A 15,135-nucleotide genomic window follows, 5' to 3' on the forward strand; every position below is an offset into this window, starting at 1 on the left:
AGGTACTCCGATGATTTCGAATTCCACTCCTCAGCGGGCGTTGCGCGGGCACATGCCCCAGCGCCCCACGCCGCGAGCGGCCACCACCGGTGAGCACCATGCCCAGCTCGCCGGGCGGCTGACCCACCGCGACCGGTGGCTGGCCCGGATGCTCTACGAGCACAAGGTCTTCACGACCCAGCAGATCGTCGAGCTCTGCTACCCGAGCATGCGCGCGGCCAACCACCGGCTGCTCGACCTGTTCAAGTGGCGGGTCGTCGACCGGTTCCAGCCGTTCGTCACGACCGGCACCGCCCCGATGCACTACGTGCTCGACATCGCCGGCGCGGTCGCCCTCGCCTACGAAGACGGGCTCGATCCGAAGTCGATCGGCTACCGGCACGAAGACGCGATCGGGATCGCGCACTCCCTGCGCCTGGCCCACACGGTCGGCGTCAACGGCTTCTTCACCGCCCTGGTCGCGCTGGGCCGACGTCCGAGGGCTCGAAGGTCGCTGACGGCGTGGTGGTCCGAGCTGCGGTGCGGACGCCTGTTCGGCGACATGGTGCGTCCCGACGCCTACGGCCGGTGGCGCGAAGACGACCATCAGGTCGAGTTCTTCCTCGAGTTCGACTTCGGCACCGAAGACCTCGGCAAGCTCAGCCGCAAGCTCTACGGCTACGAGAAGCTCGCCGCCGCGACCGGTATCACCACCCCAGTCCTCATCTGGCTGCCCACCCATCGGCGCGAGACGTCCGCCCGCCGAGCGCTCGCCGACTGCCTGTCCCAGCTCGACCGGCCGGGGCTCGTGCCGCTGGCCACCACCGCCGCGGACGCAGCTGGCGACCCCGCCGCCACTCGGTGGCTGCCGATCGCCGGGTCGGCAACGCGTCACGCCGGGCGGTTGCGGCTCGTCGAGCTCGCCCAGCTCTGGCCCCAACCGGATCTGCCCGGCGACGTGCCGGCGTCAGGCTCGGTCCCGGCCCAGCAGGGCCCAGCGGCCCTGACCGCTCCGGATCCGTTCCCACCCGCCTCGCCCGCCAGCCGCTTCCGGAGGCGCCCATGAAGTTCGCCTACACCGCGGTCGTGGTCGTCATCATCCTCATCGGCGGCATCGGGCAAGGCGTCGTGAAGGCCGTGTTCGGCAGCAGCGGCACCGAGCCGAGCCAGGAGGCCATCGCCGACATCCCCGGCGACTACCTCGCCCTCTACCGAGCGGCAGCTGCCGCGTGTCCCGGGCTGGACTGGTCGATCCTCGCGGCGATCGGCAAGGTCGAGAGCGACCACGGCCGCAGCAAGCTGATCGGCATCGCGGAGGGCACCGAGAACTCGTTCGGCGCCCGCGGCCCGATGCAGTTCCTCCAGTCCACGTTCGACGGCGTCGTCGCCCGGCATCCACTACCGCCAGGCGGCGAGACCCCGCCGTCGCCATGGGACAAGCACGACGCGATCTACGCGGCGGCGTACTACTTGTGCGAGTCCGGCGCGCCCGGCGACATCCGCAAGGCGCTGTTCGCCTACAACCACGCGGATTGGTACGTCAACGAAGTCCTCGACCAAGCCGAGAGGTACAGCAAGGCCGCGGTCGGCACCGGCCGTTGCGACAACATCCAGGCACCGACCGCCGCCACCGCAACGGCGATCAACTTCGCCTGCGGCCAGCTCGGGCTGCCGTACCTCTGGGGCGGAAACGGGCCGTTGAACGGCGACAGCGGCTTCGACTGCTCGGGCCTGACGAAGGCGGCCTACGCGGCTGCCGGCGTCGCCCTGCCGCGGACGGCCCGGACCCAGTACTCCGCCGGCCCGCTGGTGCCGGGCGGCCAGCCGCTACTCCCCGGCGACCTGGTCTTCTACGGCACCCGCGGCAACGTGCACCACGTCGGCCTGTACATCGGGGCAGGGAAGATGGTGCACGCCCCGACCTTTGGCGAGCCAGTCCAGGTCAGCTCGTACCGCTGGAAAGGGGACGACTACCTGGCGGCGTCGCGACCGGCCAGTTGAGCAGGGTACGTCGGATAACTTGCAGAATTACAAAGATCGAAATCAGTCATTATCTGTCCGGAAGTTGTCCACGACGCATGAGTGCGCGTCCCGCAGCGAGTGTGCCATGGATCTGCTGAGCAGTAATCGGAATGGAATCCTCTCCACTGCGCCTGACGATGCTAATAAAAGCACCTTCGACACGATCGCCGACTATTGCACCATGAACAAGAAACGGTTTCAACTCTTCTTCTTGCGGTGGAATATAGACAACTACAACACCGTTGCCTGCACCTGATTCGATAGATTCGATTCGCAGCCGATCCGGGAACGGAAAGAGACGGTTCTCCAAGACTTGCCGGTAACGGCGAAGGACAGACCCATCGATTGGCACAGGCTTGAGAGACTTGATGACTTCACCGCCCGGAACTCGCTTGGTCCCCATGCCGACAACGACAACTCCGCCCTCTTCGGCGTTGCCAAACCGACTAATAGCTTGCGCCAGGGAAATTTGCCCCGCCGGCTCACTGAGGTCATAGTGCTCAGATTTGACGTCGAGCCAGGGTCCCTCCCGAAGCCCGATCAGAAGGTCCGCTCGACCACCGAGCAGAAGATCTACGACCGTGTCACGTGTGACCTGGCCAGCCGCGGCAGCCTGAAGGAGGGTCATCACGTCGTCAGCGACTGCATAATGTTCCTGAAGAGTTTTCCCTCGTGTCGGGACACAGACAACGACCGTGTGGAAGTAGGGAGCCGACGACCGGTAACCATCGACATGCAGAGCAACAACATGAGCTTTTTGCCGTTGCAGCAGAGGATCAATCAGTGGCCTTACGACAGCTTGGAGTTGTTCATCATCGTCGAAGTATTCCTCGCTCGTAAAATCGAATTCAACCGCTAGGCGGCCATCGTCGGTCAACACGAATGATATCGGGTCGACGACAGATTCCTTGGGCGAGTATTGATCTCCCGGCGCAAGGTCGATTAGCACACCACGAGGTTCGACTTCGCGTTCACGTGCCTTGCGAAGCTCGCGGGCGAGGTCCGTGGCCTTCGCGACAGCAAGGTCACCGCGTTTGATCACGATGGAATCTGCTCCATCGTGAGATCGGCGAGCATCACCGAAGATCCACGTGTAGTCGTCCAGAAGGCGCACGCTAGAGGCCACGATCACCAGACTGCCACAACATCCGATCCGACGCCTCCTCGGGGAGCTCGCTTGCGCAAGCCGCCTCAGTTGACCCACCGAGAACTCGACCGGGCCAGCGCCACCCGAACATTCATCACCGTTACCTTACGACAAGGCCGCTGCACTCGATGATCGGAGTAATTTCGTCAGAAAATAAATGTATAAAAGTGTCCCACTCGCGAGCATCTTGACTCGGTTCCCGCACAAAAGGAAGCGAGGGGCATAGTGCACTGACGTCTCGCCGTTCTCCAATAGGTGTGGATACCCATGAGCTTGCATCGCCCCACCCCTGCCGATCGAGGTAGGTCGATCCTTCATCGGTCAGATTCCAAGCTAGCGGCGGGAAGTAGACGGCAGCATCGGACTGCAGGTATTCGACGACGCCACTCTGCGTGTCTATAACCTTCATGGAGTGCAGAGCGCCGGTGAGTCGCCCAACCGATCCCCAAGCAAGAGCCACACGAAGACGGAGGCCTTCTGGGAGCACGAGGGAATCCTCACCCGCCAACAAACCTGCCGCAAGCCCGGGAAAACGATCACGAAGAACATGGTTGACGCCGAACAGACCCATGAGGATTGACCGCGCAACCTGACCGGGATTGCACTCTACGGAAGGGAGGTGCATTCGATCACCAGGAACCAGAACGGAGCCTGAAGCCCAACAGGGCTTGAGTCCCCGAGCCAATTCAGCATACGAGGCGTCCCATCTCCCCGCATTGCTGTTGCAGGTCTGACAGAGACCGTAAACGTACAGTCCACCATCGGACTTCCTGCCTACGACCTGCGTCCGAGTTCCATCTACGGTCATCGACCGCAGGTGATGCCGTTGAACACCATGATCATTCCCTGCCGCCTGAGGCGGCACATGAGTTCGGCTCAGCGTGCCGACAACGCCGCACAGGCCACATGGACCTTCATCATGCTTACGACGCAGCAAACCGACGTCTGCTGGCACGTCGACGTTCACGCGGTTGGCGCGGTTCCTGGCCCCCTTACTCATAACAAGAACTCTACGCTGCCAGGCGCGAGGCTCGGACTGCGCGCTGCGCACAGCCCGAGGATCATCGAGTGTCGGCGGCACGCTCACGTAGGACGCTCAAGATGTTGGGTTGGTAGCGCGCCTTGACGCGATGCTGGGTGCCTCCCTGCATCTCCTTGATGATCTTGGCGACCTTTGCGGCCTCGTCGAACTCGCCGCCCGCTGCGAAGAATGCACGCAGCCAAGTATCAGCGTCCAGCGGATAGCCGGCCGCAGTGAACACGCGCAGTAGCTGCACGACAGCAGCCTTGCCGTTGCCACTCGACAGCCCGTTGTACTGCTCACCTACCCAGCACTTCGCAGCCTCCTGCTGAATAGCATCCGGCGCTTCGAGCGCGGATCCGGTGTGGAGATTCATGGCACCGAGGCCGTCGAGCCAGGTGCGGACCAGGTCGCGCGGTGACCACACGATGACGAAGAGCTTCGCCACGGACCCCTTCACGACGATCTCTCGCAGCAATTCGCAATCCCGTACCTCACGGGGATGCAAGACAACGAAAGAAAGGTCGACCGTCTCGCCAGCACGTCGGAGCTCATCATCAAGTTTGGGCAAGTCAAAAATATGCCCTTCTTCGGCATCGGGAGCGACGTACGTGACGAACTCGCGGTCGGCGCTGTAGTCCGCCTCATACGTCTTACTATCGGTCGTGGCGAAAACATATGGCGGGGTTCCGAGCCAGTCCCGGATCACGACGCTCTGTTGTTGCATAGTGGTGCCTTGTTGTGCCCAGTCTTCCCGGACCATGTACGCGAGTTCGGTCATAGCGTAAGTCTGCCGCAAATCTTGACCTCAGCGTTCGAGGCTCGCCCGTGGCGTCCTCAGTGACAACCGTCAGAACCCCTCATCCTCCGCCAGCTCCCGAAGCCCGCCCCTCATGCGAAGCGTGACGTCCCAATCATCAAAGTGATCGCAAGAAGGCGATCATCGCCTGGTCGCGCCGCAGGTCCACAGCAAGCCGACTGAGCTCCTCCCGCCGCGCCAATGCCAGCTCTCGCCAACCGGGCTCCAGCGTGTCGCCCGCGTGGAAGACGATGTCGGTTCCGAGGTTCCAGATCATGCTGTTCACGGTGGCGCAGGCCACGGCGAGCGAGTCGACGTCGCATCCGATCCAGCGGGTCGTACGCGGGTCTCGGCCCTGCTCGCGCATGACTTCCGCGGCCGCGCGGAACATGCCGCCCGTCCCCATCATCGGGTCGGTGACGTTGCTGTGCTCCTGGATGTCGGACATGCCGGCGAGAAGCTTCGCGACAGACCCGGGCGTGTAGAACTGACCACGAGCCTTAAGTGCCGACTTCGGTCGGAGGACGGTCAGCACGGTGCCAAGTAGGTCGACGTCGAACCGCCGTTCGGTGCCGGTGAGGTGTGGTTGCCCTGCACGCAGCGCGGCCTGCGCGACGGCCAGTGCGTGGCCACGCACGTCGCGGTCAGGGTCATCGAAGATCCACGCGATCATCGGATGGAGGAGGTGCGTGATTTCGGCGCGGTGCCGGATGATCGATGACCACGTGTGCCGCGCGAAGTCATGGAAGGTGTCGGCGTCCCAGCTGAGCACCGATTCACTGACGTTGTGTCCACACGAATCTTTGTCCGGCAAGGCGGCGAGCGTGGCAACGACTGAAACCGGAATATCAAGCCGACCGGTTCCATAGGTTCGGTGCCACGCGGACTCGACCGCCGTGGCGATCTTATGCGCAAATTGTCCAGCGTCGACAGAAGTGGAAATTGCGCGACGGGATGAAGACACGGGAGTTCCCTCCAGCTATCAGAGGCACGGCACGGCGTCACACCGCGGACACGAGCCGTGCGCTAGACTGCAGGCTCGCGCACCCTTCTGGGGTGTGCGGTGTTGGAGCCCGGCGGGTGGTTGCCGCGCCTCTCGGAGGTGTTCACCCGCCGGGCGCTACTAATAGATTCGGAATCGGATTTCAGCGGTCCCAGTTGTGCCGCTCGAGATGCGTCACATCGGTCTTTGCCGCCGCGGCAATAGCGTCGGGCCAGCGAAGCCCTTTTGCTTCGTAATGCTGCACCGCGTCGGCCAAGGCTTCGGCCCGCGGAGTGAGTCGCCAGCCGAGCGAGCGGAACAGCGTGACCGCCCTGGTCTCCCGCGTGCAGGTCGCGGTGACCGCGTCCACGCGCAGATCTGCGGCCACGTGGCCGAACAGCGTCGCCGGGTATCCGTCGAGGAACAGCGGTGTGCCGGGCGGTGACCAGCCGGGCAACGGCGTCATCTCGGGTGGGTGCTGACGCCCGACGTGGCGGGCCACGGCCAGCAAGGCCATGTCGCCGAGCACCTGGTCGTCCTCGGCGTTGTTGATCTGGTGCGCCAGGCTGGCTGCGGCTCGGATGGCGTCACCCCACGTCCAGGACGCTTCGAACTCCTCCGAGAGCCGCGCCAGGCGAGCTGCTTTCTCGGTGAGCCGGAATCCGAACGCCGGATAGCCGGCCGAGGCCCCGGTGAAGCCGTCGAGGTATTCGGGGGTAGCCCCGAGGTCCTGCAGGACGTGGCCGTGCAAGCCGAGCGGGTCGTGGTCGTCGAAGGCGGATGCGGTTGACGTGCCGGCGGGCGGATGGGTTCGCCGTTGCGCCCCGGCGTGGTTGGTGACGTAGCGAAGGCGGCCGTAGAGCTCGGCGCAGCCCAGGATTGAAGGAGTCATAGCGCGCCCCGGTCGGTTCACGCGACTGCGGGAACGCCGTGCGCAGCAGCCAGATCCTCGAGAGTCGCCACGGGTGAAGCTGCCGCGTGGCCAAGCCGGTCCAGGATCCGATCTGCAACGCGGAGTACACACTCCGCCGAAGTGCGTGCCGTCTCGCGATCGGCTGCCCAACCGGCGACGTAGGGCACGGAGTACGCCAGCGTGTCCATGCCGCAGACCGCGGCGACGATGCACGCCACCGACTCGGCCTCGACCTCCAGCACATGCCGTGGCGTGGTGGCCAAGCGGGTTTCGTGGTCGCACAGGATGTGCGCCAGCTCGTGCGTCAGCGTCTTCGCGGCCTGCGCGGGTTCGACGTCGTCGCGCACGGTCACGCGTCGCTCGGAGAAGACGGTTCGGCCGAAGGCGCCGCCGCAGTCTCCACGCTCGATCCTGAAGCCGCATGCGCCGATCTGGGCGGCGACTCCGTCCCACAGGCCGCGTGGCGCGTCACCGCACAGCGCGATCGGTTCCGGCGGGGACGGCTGCGCGGCCCGCGGATCCCCCTGCAGCTGGGAGACGTCGACGACCGGCACGAGCATGAATCCCGACAACGCGGGCGCCTTGTCCGGATCCGTCTCGGCGCCTTCGGTCGGTTTGGTGTTCTCGTCTTCGCTCGTCCTGCGGAAGCACGGCTTCCAGATTTTGATCTTGTGCGTGCCCTTGCGCATGAAGCCGTAGCCTTCGCGCTTCCACTCCGAGAGCGGCCGAACGTCGGTGGCTTCGGGGCACTGCTGCAAGATCATGATCAGGTTGTTGAGGCTGTAGCGGCGCAGCCAGGCGCGTGAGGTGATCAGCTGCTGCCAGCCGTCCGCAGTCATCAGCTTGTCCACGCCCTCCAGCAGCTGCTCGCGGGCAGCTTCGAGGCGCTCGGCGCGTTCTTCGGGCGAAACCGTGCGCCGGGCCTTCGCTGCGGCCCTGGACGGTCGACGGGGTGTGCGCGTCATGACGGATCCCTTCGGACGGGTGTGGTGCGGTGTTGGTGGTTCGGTGGTGCGCCGGGGTTGCCGTCCCGGAACACCACGGCTGTGCGTGGTTCTCGTTGTTCGCGAGCTGTCAGCTTTTGGCGCGTTCCCACTCGAAGTCGGCGCCGATCGCGTACCGGCCGTCCGCCTCTAGGACGACTTGCGTCGGCATGTATCCGTCCTGGATCGCGGCGAGCGGGTCAAGGAGCATGATCGTGCTGTCCTCCCAGTACGCCACCGTGGCGCCCGGGTACTGCCGCCCGCAGGCGTTGAGCCAGGCGACTACGACGACCGCGACGTCGGGGCGGAAGCGCGGGGTCCCGGACCGGCTCCAGCCGGACACGGGGTCCACCTGGGCCGGGAAGCCGGGATCGCTGCCGGTGGCGTTGATCTTGACCAGGACTTCGCCCGCCTCGGGCGCGAGCCGGTAAGCACCGGCGAGCAATGTTTGCTCGGCGGCGACGTCGGCGGCTGGTGTGGTCAGCTCCCATTCCCACGCACCGGCGCCGATCGGGTAGCGGCCATCGGCGCCCGGTTCGATGCGTTCCGCGCGATCGGCCGCGGTTTCGGTGATGGCGACTGCCTCGCCGTCGAATGCGGCGGCGATGGCACCGTGACAGTCGGTCAGCCAGGCCACCACGGCTTCAGCCGCCGCGCGGCTGAAGCGCGGCCGAGCGAACCCGTTCCAACGCTCGTCCTCGATCACGGCCGGGAAGACGGCGCCGGAGTCGGCCACGGTCACGTAGACCTCGCCCGGCTGGGCGCCGTCGCCTGCTGGTGCGGTGTTCATTCGTGAACCTCCGTAGGCGTTCAGGCGGCGGGAGGAACCGAGTGCAGACGCCGATTCGGCGCGTAGGTGCCGACGACGTGAGTTCCTTCGTGCAGCACCGTCAAGGCGGCGTGCGGCATCGGTTCTCCGGCGTACGGGGTGTGCATGATCAGCCGTCCGGCGAGATCGCCGTCGGCGTCGTCCGGCACGCGCCGGATGGTGAAGGTGAAGGCGCCGCGCGGGTCACCGACCGAAATGGACACCGTGACCGAGTCCTCGGATTCGTCGGTGTGCACGGCCGCGCCGTTGCACCAGGACAGCGGGATCCGCTCGGGATGGTGCGGGCCCTCGCCGTAGTCCGGGTCGGTGTCGGCCGTCGGCTCGAAGTCGGCACACGCGGTGTCGCCGGACGTCGATTCGTAGCCGTCCGGAGTCTCGGCCAGTTCCTCCCCGCACGCTCGGCACCGATGCGTCGGAGCCGAGTCCGTGTCGAACTGCAGGGTGATCGATTCGGCGACGTCGTCGGACAGCCCCATCGGGGTTCCGTCCACGGAGAGCACAGCGAACATGGGGGCCTCACAAGGAAGTAGAGGTGAGCGCACGGCTCACGAAGACGCGGGACCGCCCGCGCAACGGCGAAAGATCAGAAGATGGAGAAGCCGACGCGACCGGTAGCGCATGCCGGGCACGCGACGGTGCCGGATTCGTCGTCGATCTCGGCGGTGTCGTCGAAGTCCCAGGCGTCGGCGTCGCAGTCGTCGGGCCGGAAGTGCCACGATCCCGACTCCGCCGACCAGCGCATCCCGCACGATCCGCACCCGGCAAGACAGGTTGACGCGCCGAACCCTTCGATTTCGAACAGCGAGCACAGCAAGTCGTCGCTGTCCCCTGAGATGCCGGCGACGCCGACCAGGGCCGCTGTGAAGTCGCCTGTCTCGCCGACCAGGTACCACCCGGCCGGGACGGTGTAGGCGCGTTCGGTGATCTCCCACCGGTCGGCGTACGCGTGCCCGTACCGGATCGCTCGGCTGTCGGCTTCCTGCGAAAAACGGTAGTCGACGCCGACCAGCGCGAACGGTCGGATGACGTGCACCGACGTCACCGTGCGTCCCTCGGACAGGTAGGTCTGGCCCGCGTCTTCCTGCAGCACGTCGCGCGTCTCGACGTACCCGGCAGCCTGCAGCCCACCCAGCACGCCGGACACGGACCGGTCGGCGACGTCGGGATACTTGGGCGTGTCCGGCCGGAAGTCCGCAACTTCGATACGCGCGTACGGCTCAACGGCGTACACGCACTCCGCGTACGTGGCGAACTTCAGCGCATCGTGAAGCCGTCGGCCCCAAGGGTGGTCGGAGCTATCCACCAAAGCTTGGATGGTTTCCGTCGCATCGACAGTAAGGGAGAATTGATATACGCACGCCTCAAGCATGGTCATCACTGAGCCTTCGGTCAGGTGAGCGGTGTTGGTTGACGAACCGGAGAGTTTGGGGTTGCCGTCCCGTTCTCTCCTACATTCCATTTTAGGACTCGGCCACAGGAAATCAAGACCCCCAACGGGTTATTTCCCGACAATTATGCGCCCCTCACTGGCCCGTCGAGTCAGACCAAGGGGCCAATAGATGGAAGCAAAAACGCAGGTCAGCGCGCCGCCGAAACATAGACGAGCAATTGTAAGAATAGACAAAGAGCAAGACAAATAGAGCGCGAGAGGCGAAGATGAGAAGACGAGTGAAAGAATTTTATTCGAATGAATTCGGTAACACGTCAACGAAGCTGTCGGCAGCGCGCCCCTACCGACTGTTCACATGCCTGCCGGCATCCGAGTCGGGCGTCACATCGGTAGGCACCGTAAGCGTGCCGACCTGGCGCTTCATATGCTGGCGGGGGCTACCGCTCTAACAGGCACCGCGAGAAGACCGTCGCAAGGACCTTGCGGAGGTAGCTCCCTCCGCCGGTCAACTAGCTGCTGCACTGCCGGCGGCATCCTTCCACCGCGCGCCACCTCGACGCTGGAGGAAATCGGCGAGATTAAGAGTCTCGGCGCTAACCTGCTGGTCGATCTCGGCGAGCGTCGTACTCAGAAGCGCGACGGTCCGCGGAATAGCCGCGTACTGGCCCAACCGTGCCTGCATACGAATGATATCGCGGTAGACGCCTTCGTTGTACTGGTCGAACTTGCGAGCTCGTTCGAGCAGAATCAGCGCGGTCTCCGGGGAAATGTCGCCGTCGGCGCGGATCAGCGCGCCGAGCGCGTCCAAGACGTCTCGGCGGACGGACTCCCGGAAGGGTTCGATCCATTGGGCGAGCAGATCCTCGGCGAGGTCGCCGCGGTACAGCTCGACCGCGTCGCGGAGGCCGGCACTGCCGTGCTCGTCCAGTGGGCGCGGCGCCTGCAGAACGCGCTGCAGCTGCCATAAGTCGACGTCGAGGAGTTCGTCGCTGAGCCGGTAGCGACCGTCCTCGTTGAGGACGAGGTTGCCTGTCTGGCCGTCGGTGGCGTCGGCGAGCGCGCGGCGCAACGTCGAGAGGGTGTTGTGGAATGAGTTGTACGGCCGCGGCGGGCGGCTGTCGGGCCAGACGGCCTCGTTGAGTACATCGCGCCGGACTCCCTGGGGATGCAGCGCGAGGAAGACGAGGACTTCACGCTGTTTCGGCGTGAACGCACCGCCCAGCTCGCGATCGCCTGCTTCATCCCGTACGTCGAGTTGGACTCGGCCCAGCACACGCAGGAACAGCCGGGGCTGCTTGGTACCGACCGGCGGTTCCTCGCCGGCCGCCAGCTGGTTGTCCTCAGCGTGCTGCTCCTCCTCGAGCGAGCTGCTCGCCTCGACCTCCGTCGATCGCTGCTCGGGAACCGGTTCCCGAGCCTGTTCGGCGGCGCTCTCTGCAACTCGGAGCACTTCGAGGAGCGAGGTGGCGTCGACGGCCGGAACCTTGAACAGGCGCGTACCGGTGAGGACGTCGTCGATCCCGGGACTGGTCGCGCTGACGGTGCCGTCCTGGCGGACGAGCAGAGTCGCACCGGGACGCCACTGGCCGAGGAGCACGCCGGCCAGGCCGAGCGTTGAGCCGTTGTCGAGGACGGCTTGCAGGCGACGATCAGCGTGGGATGCCGGGCTGGCGAGCAGTACGAGCGAAGGTACAGCGGGCCGAGCTCCGGCCTCCTCGATCGCGTGGCGAGTACGAGTCAGCAGGGCCGCTTCCATCTCGTCGAGCGCGGCATCGAGCGTCGCGACGCCGTGAACGTTGCTCGGCAGGTCCTCAACGGCGATGCCGTCGAAGACCAGACGCAAGTCGTCAACGGGCACGATCACGCCGACACCGTTGCCAGGCTGCTGCTCGGCAAGCAGGTGCAGGAGCAGCGCGCGAGCGGCCGCGGTTGCTCCGGCGCCTGCGAGGCCAATCCCGCGGGTGCTGGCGAGGTTCAGGGCCAGTTCGCGACGTTCTCGAACGCCGATCTTCGCGGGCACCTGGTCCAGCTCGCCGCTGAGTTCCGGCTCCCCCGGTGATGCCAGGTCGACGAGCTCGGCAACTTCACCAGGCTGCAGGTCGCCGTCGTCGTGCGCGGCGCAGAGGGCGCGGACCACGGGGGCGATCGGGCGCCGGAGGTCAGCACGGTCGCCGCTTCCGATCCGATAGCGCCGCCGGCGCCACATCCTGGTCGACACCACGGCCGCGGCGATCGCTCCGGCGAGGCCGAGGCTGACGAACACGCCCGTCACCAGGTCCACGGCAGGCTCGGGACGGTCTTCGCGGTGCTCCTCCGCCGCGGTTGGTTCCGGAGCGGGCTGGGTGGGCGCCGTGGTCGTGGGAGGTGGTGGTTGTCGGGGCGGCACTGGCGGGTGCTCCTGGTTGGGCGCCGGAATGTACGCGGTGATCTTCCAGCCGGGCCGCACGAGATTGGGGTTCGTCAGCGCGCGTCCGTCGGGCTGCTCCACGCCGCGGTTCAGCTGAAAGAGCTCGGGCCAGCGGCTGCCGCCGCCAGGACCGTAGAGGCGCTCGGCGACGCGCCACAGGCTGTCGTAGACCCCGTCGTGTGGGAGCCGGACTTCTTCGGTGACCTGGACCGTGCCGGCCGGAGCCGGCGCGGTGGGATGGATCACCGCGCTGGTCGTCTGTGGTGCCGGACCTGGAGGCGGCGATGCGACGACGGCGACCGGCCGGAGGCCGACGGTGGGCGCCGCGGTGCCCGCGAGCGGCGTCGAGTACGAGCTTCGGCTGCCGAGCAGGGTAAGCACGATGGTCCCGACGAGGACCGCCGCGACCCCCCGCAGTGGGCCGGGCCGGCGACTCGGCCACGTCATTCCGCGCGCGGCGTCGACGGAGCAACGAAGGACATCCAGAACGAAGAAGAACCAGACGATCCAGCAGACCACCGCCAAGGTGTTCAGCAGGAAGCGGACGCTCATCGGGTTGAGCAGAGTCGCCTGGATCTCGTCCCAGGTCGGCAGCTGGTCCAGCAGCGGCCAGCCCACGAAGTGCACCAGCGCCCAGGGCAGGCCCGCCACGAGACCGATCAGGACGCCGGACGCGAGCAGTCCGCGGACACACCGGAGTGCCGCGGCGAACACCCGCGTCCGGCGCGAGACGGGCGGTTGCGAGGTCACGGCACCGGTACGGGAGCCCGTGTGGACGCATCGGCGGCCGACATCCGCGTCCCGGCGACCGCCGGCGGCGCGCTCGGACTGATTTTCGGGGTAGGCGCGCTCGCGTTCTGCCGCTTACGCCTGGCCCGGGTCGTCTTGCGGCCGTCGCGCCATTGGGCGAGGTCAGCGGCCGAGACATCGGTGAACTTGGCCAGCTCGTCAACGCCGATGACATCGCTCGCTCCGACGAGGACGTCTCCAAGCTGCCGGTCGATCTCGCCGAGCTTGTCGGCCACTTCAGTCCGCTGCCGCACGAGCTCACCGACGCGCCGCGCGGCTTCGGTCCTCTTCGCGCTGCGGGCTGCGTCTGCTTCCTCGACGCGGCGTTCGATCTCTTCAGTAGTCACCATTTTCTTGTCCTCTCATGGAAGTACGCCGGAGATTCCGCGCTGTGGTTCAGCTTGTCCGGCTCCGGTTACGGTGATCGAGGCGATGCTGACGAGCCCGAGCAGCTGGGTGGGCTGGTCGATGGTGACGGTTACGGCGACCTTGTTGCCGGTGACCGACACGCTGCCGGTGTGCCCCGCGGCGGCGAGGTAACTCCGGGCCGCGGCGCCAGCCCGCTGCGGGACCAGGCGCAGCGAGCCGTCGGCGCGGTACGCAGCCAGATCGATCTCCTGGGCGCCGGCCCGTGCGGCCTCCTGCGCCTCGCCGATGGCGCGGACCTTGGCGGCCAGTGCCAGCCCGCCATCGAGTACGAGGCCGGCGAAGAGGAGGGCCGCGAGCGCGAAGGTGACGACGAAGGCGGTCACCCGGCCTTCATCATCGTCGCGCAGCCGACGTAGCACTGCGATCGACCTCATGCCGTACCTCCCGAGGTGCCGCGCCAGACGTCGACCGGCGAGGAGAAGGTGGACTCGAACGTCCGGCTGCCGGGCACGCCGAGCGAGGTCAGGTCGCCTAGTCCGACGCTGCACGTCACGGTGACGGTCACCGTGGATCCAGGTTTGAGCCCCTGGGTTTCGGCGGACACCGACAGCGACTGGCATGCGATCCCGGCCGAGCGCAAGGCCGCGCTGGCGGTGGCCTGAGCGTTGGCGGTGGCTTGCGATGGATTGCGGGCCAGAGTGGCGGCGCGGGCGGCCTGGTGGGCGACGTCGTTGACCCGCAGCTTGGTATCGGCCAGCCGACCGCAGAAGACGACGAACAGCAAGAGCAGGATCAGCACCGGGGTCAGGAGGGTGAGCTCGGCCGCGGCGGATCCCCGGTCGTCCCGCCGTAGCGCAAGAAGGCTGCGGGCCGCGGTCATGGTGTCACCGCCACGGCTCCGCTCGGCGGAGTGAATTTCTCCACTGGCCCAACAGCTTCTGCGTGGATCGCGAGGGTTGTGAACGGGATCAGGCTGGTCACGGTTCCTGTGACCGTCACGGATACCTGGGCAGCTCCACGCTGGACGTTCACCGAGGTCTCCCGCAACGGTCCGTTGCCCAGTTGTGTGAGGACTCGTTGTCCCTCGGTGTCACCCGTGGCTGAGCTACCGCCGGAGATTCGTGCCACGGACAGTGCCTGGGACGCGGCGGCTTGAGCAATGTGGACGGCGTGCATGTACAGCGCGAACTGAGCGATGAGCAGAACCAGCAGCAACAGCAGCGGGGTCGCGATGACGAGCTCGGCCGTGCCGGCGCCGCGCTCATCCGTGCGAAGTCGGCGCAGTACGTTTCGAGGCATCGTGGTCACCCGGCCTAGAGGGTGATGCCGTTGGCCTTCTCGGTCACCTTGGCGACGATGATTGCGACCACGGCAATCGCCAGGAGGACCAAGGCAGCGGTCACCACGACGGCTTCGGTTGAGTAGCCGCCTTCGTCATGACGGAGCTTTTCCAGCTCGGCACGGACGCGGGCGATCAGAATCTGGACTTCGTTCAACATCAGCTT

16 protein-coding genes are annotated in these 15,135 nt (G+C 66.2%); 2 read left to right on the top strand and 14 right to left on the bottom strand.

Features of this window, described 5'->3' with window-relative positions; genetic code table 11:
- The first annotated feature begins 10 nt into the window (after positions 1-10).
- On the top strand, positions 11-1,045 hold the full coding sequence (locus BLV96_RS16135) for a replication-relaxation family protein (protein WP_086674305.1): 1,035 nt from the start codon (positions 11-13) through the stop codon (positions 1,043-1,045).
- A complete protein-coding gene (locus tag BLV96_RS16140) occupies positions 1,042-1,980 on the top strand; it encodes a C40 family peptidase (RefSeq protein WP_086674306.1) in 939 nt (312 codons plus the stop codon). The genes BLV96_RS16135 and BLV96_RS16140 overlap by 4 nt, the downstream gene beginning before the upstream one ends.
- 49 nt (positions 1,981-2,029) lie before the next feature.
- Here BLV96_RS16140 and BLV96_RS49195 read toward each other — a convergent pair whose 3' ends face one another.
- From BLV96_RS49195 to BLV96_RS16210, 14 genes are all read right to left on the bottom strand, one after another.
- Positions 2,030-3,127, bottom strand: a complete 1,098-nt coding sequence (locus BLV96_RS49195) for a hypothetical protein (RefSeq protein WP_143050972.1) — start codon at positions 3,125-3,127, stop codon at positions 2,030-2,032.
- A gap of 1,082 nt (positions 3,128-4,209) precedes the next feature.
- Positions 4,210-4,950: a hypothetical protein gene (locus BLV96_RS16150; RefSeq protein WP_086674308.1), complete on the bottom strand. Its 741-nt coding sequence runs from the start codon at positions 4,948-4,950 to the stop codon at positions 4,210-4,212.
- A gap of 136 nt (positions 4,951-5,086) precedes the next feature.
- Positions 5,087-5,932 carry an N-6 DNA methylase gene (locus BLV96_RS16155; RefSeq protein WP_143050973.1) on the bottom strand — a complete coding sequence of 282 codons (846 nt, stop codon included), beginning with the start codon at positions 5,930-5,932 and terminating at the stop codon, positions 5,087-5,089.
- Between the two features lie 181 nt (positions 5,933-6,113).
- Entirely contained in the window at positions 6,114-6,842 is a 729-nt protein-coding gene (locus tag BLV96_RS16160) for a hypothetical protein (RefSeq protein WP_086674310.1), read from the bottom strand.
- A gap of 17 nt (positions 6,843-6,859) precedes the next feature.
- Positions 6,860-7,828 (bottom strand): hypothetical protein, encoded by a 969-nt coding sequence (locus tag BLV96_RS16165; protein ID WP_208608235.1) that lies wholly within the window; start codon positions 7,826-7,828, stop codon positions 6,860-6,862.
- A 109-nt stretch (positions 7,829-7,937) separates the two neighbouring features.
- Complete coding sequence (locus BLV96_RS16170; protein ID WP_143050974.1) at positions 7,938-8,582, bottom strand: hypothetical protein; 645 nt, start codon at positions 8,580-8,582, stop codon at positions 7,938-7,940.
- A gap of 74 nt (positions 8,583-8,656) precedes the next feature.
- Complete coding sequence (locus BLV96_RS16175; protein ID WP_086684873.1) at positions 8,657-9,184, bottom strand: hypothetical protein; 528 nt, start codon at positions 9,182-9,184, stop codon at positions 8,657-8,659.
- Positions 9,185-9,258: 74 nt separating this feature from the next.
- A complete protein-coding gene (locus tag BLV96_RS16180; RefSeq protein ID WP_143050975.1) occupies positions 9,259-10,134 on the bottom strand; it encodes a hypothetical protein in 876 nt (291 codons plus the stop codon).
- Positions 10,135-10,570: 436 nt separating this feature from the next.
- Positions 10,571-13,222, bottom strand: a complete 2,652-nt coding sequence (locus BLV96_RS16185) for an AfsR/SARP family transcriptional regulator (protein WP_091389217.1) — start codon at positions 13,220-13,222, stop codon at positions 10,571-10,573.
- Positions 13,219-13,611: a hypothetical protein gene (locus tag BLV96_RS16190; RefSeq protein WP_086674836.1), complete on the bottom strand. Its 393-nt coding sequence runs from the start codon at positions 13,609-13,611 to the stop codon at positions 13,219-13,221. The genes BLV96_RS16185 and BLV96_RS16190 overlap by 4 nt, the downstream gene beginning before the upstream one ends.
- 12 nt (positions 13,612-13,623) lie before the next feature.
- Positions 13,624-14,064: a pilus assembly protein TadG-related protein gene (locus tag BLV96_RS16195; RefSeq protein WP_086674837.1), complete on the bottom strand. Its 441-nt coding sequence runs from the start codon at positions 14,062-14,064 to the stop codon at positions 13,624-13,626.
- The gene (locus tag BLV96_RS16200) at positions 14,061-14,510 is read right to left on the bottom strand and encodes a TadE/TadG family type IV pilus assembly protein (protein ID WP_086674838.1); all 450 of its coding nucleotides are present in this window, start codon (positions 14,508-14,510) and stop codon (positions 14,061-14,063) included. Before BLV96_RS16200 ends, BLV96_RS16195 begins: the two co-directional genes overlap by 4 nt.
- Positions 14,507-14,929 carry a TadE/TadG family type IV pilus assembly protein gene (locus tag BLV96_RS16205; protein WP_086674889.1) on the bottom strand — a complete coding sequence of 141 codons (423 nt, stop codon included), beginning with the start codon at positions 14,927-14,929 and terminating at the stop codon, positions 14,507-14,509. The genes BLV96_RS16200 and BLV96_RS16205 overlap by 4 nt, the downstream gene beginning before the upstream one ends.
- 14 nt (positions 14,930-14,943) lie before the next feature.
- On the bottom strand, positions 14,944-15,129 hold the full coding sequence (locus BLV96_RS16210) for a hypothetical protein (RefSeq protein WP_086674839.1): 186 nt from the start codon (positions 15,127-15,129) through the stop codon (positions 14,944-14,946).
- Positions 15,130-15,135 lie beyond the last annotated feature (6 nt).

The organism is Amycolatopsis pretoriensis (genome assembly GCF_900107925.1).
GTDB lineage: Bacteria > Actinomycetota > Actinomycetes > Mycobacteriales > Pseudonocardiaceae > Amycolatopsis > Amycolatopsis pretoriensis.

Coding starts and splice junctions, on each gene's coding strand:
- BLV96_RS16135 (WP_086674305.1), top strand. CDS start 11: ATGATTTCGAATTCCACTCCTCAGCGGGCGTTGCGCGGGCACATGCCC.
- BLV96_RS16140 (WP_086674306.1), top strand. CDS start 1,042: ATGAAGTTCGCCTACACCGCGGTCGTGGTCGTCATCATCCTCATCGGC.
- BLV96_RS16150 (WP_086674308.1), bottom strand. CDS start 4,950: ATGACCGAACTCGCGTACATGGTCCGGGAAGACTGGGCACAACAAGGC.
- BLV96_RS16160 (WP_086674310.1), bottom strand. CDS start 6,842: ATGACTCCTTCAATCCTGGGCTGCGCCGAGCTCTACGGCCGCCTTCGC.
- BLV96_RS16165 (WP_208608235.1), bottom strand. CDS start 7,828: ATGACGCGCACACCCCGTCGACCGTCCAGGGCCGCAGCGAAGGCCCGG.
- BLV96_RS16175 (WP_086684873.1), bottom strand. CDS start 9,184: ATGTTCGCTGTGCTCTCCGTGGACGGAACCCCGATGGGGCTGTCCGAC.
- BLV96_RS16180 (WP_143050975.1), bottom strand. CDS start 10,134: ATGGAATGTAGGAGAGAACGGGACGGCAACCCCAAACTCTCCGGTTCG.
- BLV96_RS16190 (WP_086674836.1), bottom strand. CDS start 13,611: ATGGTGACTACTGAAGAGATCGAACGCCGCGTCGAGGAAGCAGACGCA.
- BLV96_RS16195 (WP_086674837.1), bottom strand. CDS start 14,064: ATGAGGTCGATCGCAGTGCTACGTCGGCTGCGCGACGATGATGAAGGC.
- BLV96_RS16200 (WP_086674838.1), bottom strand. CDS start 14,510: ATGACCGCGGCCCGCAGCCTTCTTGCGCTACGGCGGGACGACCGGGGA.
- BLV96_RS16205 (WP_086674889.1), bottom strand. CDS start 14,929: ATGCCTCGAAACGTACTGCGCCGACTTCGCACGGATGAGCGCGGCGCC.
- BLV96_RS16210 (WP_086674839.1), bottom strand. CDS start 15,129: ATGTTGAACGAAGTCCAGATTCTGATCGCCCGCGTCCGTGCCGAGCTG.